Annotated in this window: 6 protein-coding genes; 3 read left to right on the top strand and 3 right to left on the bottom strand. The window is 63.8% G+C overall.

The genetic code is table 11. From position 1 onward, the window contains the following. Window positions 1–124 precede the first annotated feature (124 nt). Window positions 125–619: a hypothetical protein gene (locus tag VEK15_02345; protein HXV59506.1), complete on the bottom strand. Its 495-nt coding sequence runs from the start codon at window positions 617–619 to the stop codon at window positions 125–127. Next, on the bottom strand, window positions 616–1,764 hold the full coding sequence (locus tag VEK15_02340; GenBank protein HXV59505.1) for a hypothetical protein: 1,149 nt from the start codon (window positions 1,762–1,764) through the stop codon (window positions 616–618). The genes VEK15_02345 and VEK15_02340 overlap by 4 nt, the downstream gene beginning before the upstream one ends. Window positions 1,765–1,853: 89 nt before the next feature. On the opposite strand from VEK15_02340, the gene VEK15_02335 reads away from it, so the two are divergent. The 3 genes from VEK15_02335 to VEK15_02325 are packed head-to-tail and all read left to right on the top strand — an operon-like array spanning window position 1,854 to window position 5,693. Continuing rightward, complete coding sequence (locus tag VEK15_02335; protein HXV59504.1) at window positions 1,854–3,533, top strand: M20/M25/M40 family metallo-hydrolase; 1,680 nt, start codon at window positions 1,854–1,856, stop codon at window positions 3,531–3,533. 4 nt (window positions 3,534–3,537) lie between these two features. Further along, window positions 3,538–4,239 carry an ABC transporter ATP-binding protein gene (locus VEK15_02330; protein ID HXV59503.1) on the top strand — a complete coding sequence of 234 codons (702 nt, stop codon included), beginning with the start codon at window positions 3,538–3,540 and terminating at the stop codon, window positions 4,237–4,239. Between the two features lie 5 nt (window positions 4,240–4,244). Further along, window positions 4,245–5,693 (top strand): ABC transporter permease, encoded by a 1,449-nt coding sequence (locus tag VEK15_02325; protein HXV59502.1) that lies wholly within the window; start codon window positions 4,245–4,247, stop codon window positions 5,691–5,693. On the opposite strand, the gene VEK15_02320 is transcribed toward VEK15_02325, so the two are convergent. Further along, window positions 5,684–6,469 (bottom strand): sodium:proline symporter (locus tag VEK15_02320; protein HXV59501.1); only part of this gene is annotated, 786 nt, incomplete at its 5' end. The two genes, VEK15_02325 and VEK15_02320, sit on opposite strands and share 10 nt — an antisense overlap.

Here is a 6,469-nt window from a genome sequence, read left to right as displayed (position 1 = left end):
AAGCCAGCACTTCCACATCGGAAGCTCGCTTTCGAGTATGTCCCGGAGAGCGACGATGCGAAGTTACGGGCTGCTCGAGCGTCGCTCGCAAACTGCCGAGCGAGCCCTCCGTCACGAATCGCGTTCACGGCACGACGTGGGGATCGGATTCACCCGGGTCGGCCGGCTTCGTGTGGAACGGAACCTCGAGCTCGTAAGGCTCGCCCCGATACATGAACCTCACGACGGCGGTGGCCTTCGGGTCGTTCTCGACAGGGGCACCTCTTCCGAGCCAGCTCTCGCCGAACTCGTCGATCGCGAGCTCAACCCGTTCTTCGAGCTCACCACCTGTACGTTTGATGACGATGGAAACGTCCTCCGCGACCGCTGCCGGAAGCTCTGTGCGAACGGCATCGGTGAAATAGACCCGGTGCTCGCCGCTCGGATCGAGCACGACCTCGAAATGGAGGTCGTCGCTCTGCATCCACACGACGCCCCCGTGGTGTGGGTTGTGGTCTCCGTGGCGCGGCCTCTCATCGAGGGTCGGTTCGGCTTCGAGCGGCTCGGCAGGGCGGCCGGGCTCGTCGGAGCAAGCCCCGAGGAGCAAGAACACCAAAGCCACGAGCGAACGATCGATCACAGCTCCTCCGGAAACACGGGGGTCGTCCACAGACGCTCGAGCGCGCGCCCGGGCGAGGGTTCCTTTTCGAGTCGCCGGCGAACGAGCGATTCACCGTAGGTATAGGCGGCGATCTGGCTTCGATAACGCCAGGCAAACTCGAGCGACGCCCGAGGCTCGACGACTCCCTGTTTTTCGAGCCGGAGGATCGCCGAATACAGGTCGAGCTCCCCATCGAGGTTCTGTCGGGCTACGTCGACGATGGCAGGCTGGAGAAGCTTCCGCCGACGGCGCAACCTGTCGCAGACGGGCGCGGCGCTCGGCTCCAGGCCCGCAAGAGGGAAAAGGACGTCCCGCTCGAAAGCCATGCGCTCGTCGCCGGGGAAGAGCAGCTCTAGCGCATAGTTGGCCGAGCCCTCGGCGAGGAAAGACATCGGCCCGAAGAGCGGTCGAACCGAGTATTCGATGAAGCCCCGCTTTTCCACCAGGTGGCGCTCGACCAGAACCTGTTGAACGTGGTGGCCGGGATAGGCCTCGTGACAGATCTCGTCGATCGCCCGGTCGACGAACAGAGGAAAATCGAGATTGAACTGCACGACGCTCTGGTAACGGCCTTCGTAGAGATGGTACGCGGCCCAGGGCTCGCCGTGCACGAGCTCGAGCCGAACGTTCTCGGTGTCGGGAAGGTCGATGAGTCGTTTCGTGCGGGTGCGACATTCGGCTAGAGCAGCCGCCAGGACGGCGTCGATAGCGCTCGCGGAAACGACTGGTCGCTCGAACGTGCCGTCTAGCTCGACGGGGATGTCGGTTTCGAGCTCCGGAGGGACGACCCCGTTGACCGCCATCGATTCGTCGTCGAAACTGACGATGCGTCCCTCGACGACATCGATGCGCCCGACGAGCGAGTCCACCAGTCGCCGCAGATTTCGCCCGCGTTCGCCAGGCGTTTCGCCGAGCGCCGAGCTCAGCCCGATGGCTTGCTCTCGGATCGCTTCGCGCGTCATTTTCGGAGCGGGGAGATCCGGGCCGAAGTAAGCATCCACGTAGCCAGCATCGTGCTCGTTCCAGGCGAGGGACAGCTCCACGTAGCGTCGAGCGTGAGCGTCGACTCCCTCCGAGCAAGCGATGAACGCGCTCACCGCGAGCACGGCACCGAGCTTCGTCATCAGGCAATGAGGCTAGCACGAAAGTTTGACAAGCCGCGAGAGTCGGCCATAGCATGCAGCGCACTTCAGCTCTCGTTAGGAGGCCGACGATGCGTTCGCTCGACGTTTCCCTTTCTTTTCTTCTCGCAGGGCTCGTGTTTGCCTGCGCTTCACCCCCCGATTCCGGACCGGCCGAAACCGCGACCGGTGCAGAGAGCACCCGACCCTCCCTTGGCATTCGTCCGGCCGGCGACGAGGAGGTCCAGCCCGATCCGTCTCGCGTTCCCGAGGATCTGAAACGGGTCTTCCAGCACATCGACGAGAACATCGACCAGCACGTCGTCAATCTCCAGCGGTGGATCCAGCAGCCGAGCGTCTCGAACTCGGGCGAGGGGATTCCCGAATCGGCGCAGATGGTCAAGGGCTTCTTCGAGCAGCTGGGCTGTCAGGAGTCCCGGGTGTACGACATCCCGATGACCGAGTGGGGACAGCCGGGGAATCCCGTGGTCTACGCCCGCTGCGACTACGGAGCGCCGCGCACGCTCCTCATCTACTGGATGTACGACACGATGCCCATTACCCAACCGGACGCTTGGATGTCGCCTCCTTTCGAGGCCCGACTCATGGAATACGGCCCGTTCAAGAAAGTCCTCATCGGTCGGGGCGCCACCAACTCCAAGGGCCCCCAGATGGTTCAGTGGAACGCGTTCATGTCGGTCAAGGAAGTTACCGGGACGCTTCCCGTCAATCTCATCTTCGTGGCCGAGGGCGACGAGGAACGAATGTCCATCGGCCTCCGGCAGTTCGTTCGGGATCACCCCGAACTATTCGAAGACGCGGAGGCGATGTATCGCTTCGGGAGCCAGGCACGAAGCGGCGGCGGCGAGCTGTCAGGGGGCTCGGAGGGGTGCGTCTACATCGAGCTCACCACGAGCGGTGAAAAGTGGGGAAGGGGGCCCGTCGCCTCGAACATCCACGGGGCTTTCAAACGCTCGGTTGACAGTCCCGCCTGGCGGCACATCAAGATGATCGGGACGATCGTCGCCGACGACGGAAACCGCGTTCTCGTGCCCGGCTTCTACGACGGCATCGAGCCGTTGAGTCAATCGGAAGAGGACATGCTTCGCGAGCGTGCGGAGAAGGTCGACATGAAGGTCGCGGCGGAGAACATCGGTGTCGCCCGCTTCATCGCCGACGATCCCTTCGAGTATCTGAAGATGGCCCGCTATGGCATCTCTTTCAACCTCGACGGCATCTGGGGAGGAAACATGTATCCCGCAGGGGCGGGCGCGATTCTTCCTAACAAGATCACCTCGAAGCACAATATGCGCTACGTGCCGAACCAGGACGGGCTGGATTTGGTCCGCAAGGTTCGAGCGCACCTGGACGCCCAGGGCTACGAGGACGTGGAGCTGACCGTCATCGGCGACGTTCCCTGGTCCAAGATGTGGTACGACACCGACGTCGCCCTCGCGCTGATGACGACCTACGACATCTTCGAGATCTCCTACGGCGCCAGGGCTTCGGAGCCTTCGATCCTCGGTCCGTACTGGCCCGCCTATCTCTTCGTGAACGACGAGACGACTGGCATCAGCATGCCGATCGTCGGTGGAGCCGCGGGCCACGGGGGCGGCGCGCACGCGGCGAACGAGTTCTGGGTCATCGAAGGTGCGGGCAAAGTCTACGGTATGGCGGGCGCGGAGAAGTCGGTCGCGACCTTCCTCTATGCCTTTGCTGGAAAACTCTCGGAGGAGCCGAAGGGGGGAACGACCGGAAGCGGCGACGAATAACCCCTTGACTCTTATATCCGTTCGCGATCTCGAGAAGACCTACTCGATGGGCGAGGTGGGGGTCGCTGCCCTCCGGGGTATCACGCTCGACATCGACCCCGGTGAGTTCGTCACCGTCGTCGGTCCTTCGGGTTCGGGGAAGTCCACCTTCATGCACATCCTCGGTTGCCTCGACCGGCCGACAAGTGGCAGCTATTTGCTCGAGGGGCGCGACGTCTCCGAGCTCTCTTCGGACGAGCTCGCGTGGGTGCGAAACCAGAAGATCGGCTTCGTGTTCCAGAGCTTCAACCTGCTTCCCCGAACCTCGGCGGTCGATAACGTCGAGTTGCCGCTGCTCTATGGTGCGGAGAAGCTGTCCCGTGCCGTAAGACGGGAAAAATCCCTCGCCGCCATCGAGGCGGTCGGGCTCGGCGATCGCGCTCATCACCACCCGAGTCAGCTCTCGGGAGGCCAGCAGCAGCGTGTGGCGATCGCGCGGGCTCTGATGAACGCCCCGGCGATTCTTCTCGCCGACGAGCCCACGGGGAACCTCGACAGCAACACGAGCGTCGAGATCATGGAATTGTTTCAAAGGCTTTCTCGGGAGCGCGGATTGACCGTGGTTCTCATCACCCACGAGCGCGTCATCGCGGAGTACGGCACGAGAACCATCGAGTTCGCCGACGGGCTGGTGGTCGCCGACTCGAGCGTGGCGACGGTACAATGACCTCCGTGGGAACCACGCTCGCGATCGCGCTCCAGGCGCTCGGGAAGTATCGCCTTCGCGCGGCGCTGGCGCTCCTGGGAGTGGCCATCGGCGTCAGTGCGGTGGTAACGACGATCGCGCTCGGGCAGGGCGCCCAGGCGGCGATCCGCGATCAGATCCGTGCCGCCGGCTTGAACGTCATCGTGGTGAAGGCGGGGAACTACCGGACGAAGACGGACGACGGTGGGGGAGTCGTCGCGCCTCATGCATCGCTCCTGCCCCGGTGGCTCTCGCTGTTCCCGGTCGCTCTCGCCCATTTCGAGAACGACCCTATGGAGAAGCACGACCATCCCACGGCGGCGGAGCGTCTCGGGGACGCCGAGGCAGGACTCGGAGCCGCGGCGACCCTGACCCGCGAGGACGCGGAGGCGATCGCGGCGATCGAAGGCGTTCAGCACGTAGCCTCGGGGGTTCACGAGAACGCACGGGTTCACTACGGCGATCGACGTTGGTTCACCAGGCTCCACGGGACGGACGTGGACTTGCCGAAGATCCGTAGGGCTCACAATCTGACATCTGGACGGTTCTTCGCCGAGTCCGAGCTTCGGAAGGCCGAGCTCGTGATGGTTCTCGGAAGCGTGGTGCGCGACAAGCTTTTCGGTGAAGGCGTCGATCCGGTTGGCGAGACGATCACGCTCTGGAACCAACCGTTCGAGATCGTGGGAGTGACGTCGAGCTCGAACTGGATGTCGGTCGGCTCTCCCGGTGACGACAACTTCGACGCCGTGTACGTGCCCTTCACCACGATCCATCGACTGCTGAACGTTTCCAACCTCAATACCATCACCGTCACCGCGGAATCATCAGGGGAAGTTTCCCGGATCGCTTCCGAGATCACCGAGCTTCTGAGACTGCGTCACACGATCGAAGACACGATGCCCGATGATTTCACCGTGTCCACTCTCGCGAGCGAAGTGCTGGCCAAGGGGCTCCACCCATCCGTCTCGAGGGTCGTCGTCGGCAACCTGCCGAACCTGGAAAATGCCACGCTGGAGCAGCTCTCGGTGACGCTCGAGCGTTCGAGCCGCACGATGACGGCGCTTCTCGCGGCGATCGCGGCGGTCTCCCTCGTCGTGGGCGGGATTGGGATCACCAACGTCATGCTGCTCTCGGTCACCGAGCGGACCCGGGAGATCGGCCTGAGGCTCTCGGTCGGTGCCCGCGCGAGCCAGATCCGGGAGCAGTTCGCTGCCGAGGCGATTCTGCTCGGCCTCGCCGGCGGTGTGGCGGGGCTGGCGCTCGGCGCCGTGGCCTGCCAGGTGCTGCAGTCGAGGTTCGGCTGGGCGACCGAGCTCACTTGGTGGGCGGTTCTCCTCGCCTTCGGGGTCGCCGCTGGAATCGGATTGTTATCGGGGTTCTACCCCGCCAAGAAGGCTTCGGCGCTCGATCCCATCGTCGCCTTGCGCTACGAATAAAGACGCTCGAATCCAAGTTTCTTCGTCAACCGATAGACGGCGAATCCCAGGGCGGCGGCGGAGCCGAGACATAGAATCGCTCGAGTGGTTTCCCCGAAGAGCAAGAAACCGATTCCCGGAAGGGTGAGGTAGATGACGGCCGTCGCGAGAAGGGCGGTGAGAACCGACGTCCCGAGGTTGCGATCCACGACGAGCTCGGGCTGGCGCCTTGCGATAGGTCCCCACCCGCGGCCTCCCGGACGAATCCGCTCGTAAAAGCGTTCGAGGGTCACATCGTTCTCCGGTCGAGTGAGAAACGTGGCGGCTACCCAGGTGACGATGGTGAGCGCCGCGACGATGGCGAGCCGGTGCTCGTTCGCCTGGACAAAACGGCTCACGATGACGAAGTAGACGAGCGAGGCGGCCATGGCGCTGATCTCCGACCAGGCGTTGATTCGCCACCAAAACCAGCGAAGCATGAACACCGCCCCCGTTCCCGCGCCAAGCGCGGCGAGAAGTTTCCACGCCTCGTCCACGGCGAGGCCTCGCATGAGCCACGAGGAGCCAGCGCCGATGACGAGGACGAAGATCGTCGCCACGCGCGATGCCCGCGTCAGGTGGGTCTCGTCGGCTTGCGGCCTGACGAATCGCCGGTAGAAGTCTCCTACCAGGTACGATGCCGCCCAGTTGACCTGCGTGCTGATCGTCGACATGAACGCCGCGAAGAACGCCACGAGCATCAAACCGCGCAGGCCGGCGGGGGCGACGTCTCGGATCAACATGGGAAAGCCGACACC

Source organism: Vicinamibacteria bacterium (assembly GCA_035620555.1).
In the GTDB taxonomy this organism is placed as follows: Bacteria; Acidobacteriota; Vicinamibacteria; order Marinacidobacterales; family SMYC01; genus DASPGQ01.
The sequence above is the reverse complement of the archived record's forward strand: the minus strand, read 5'-3'. Positions and strand labels throughout refer to the sequence as shown.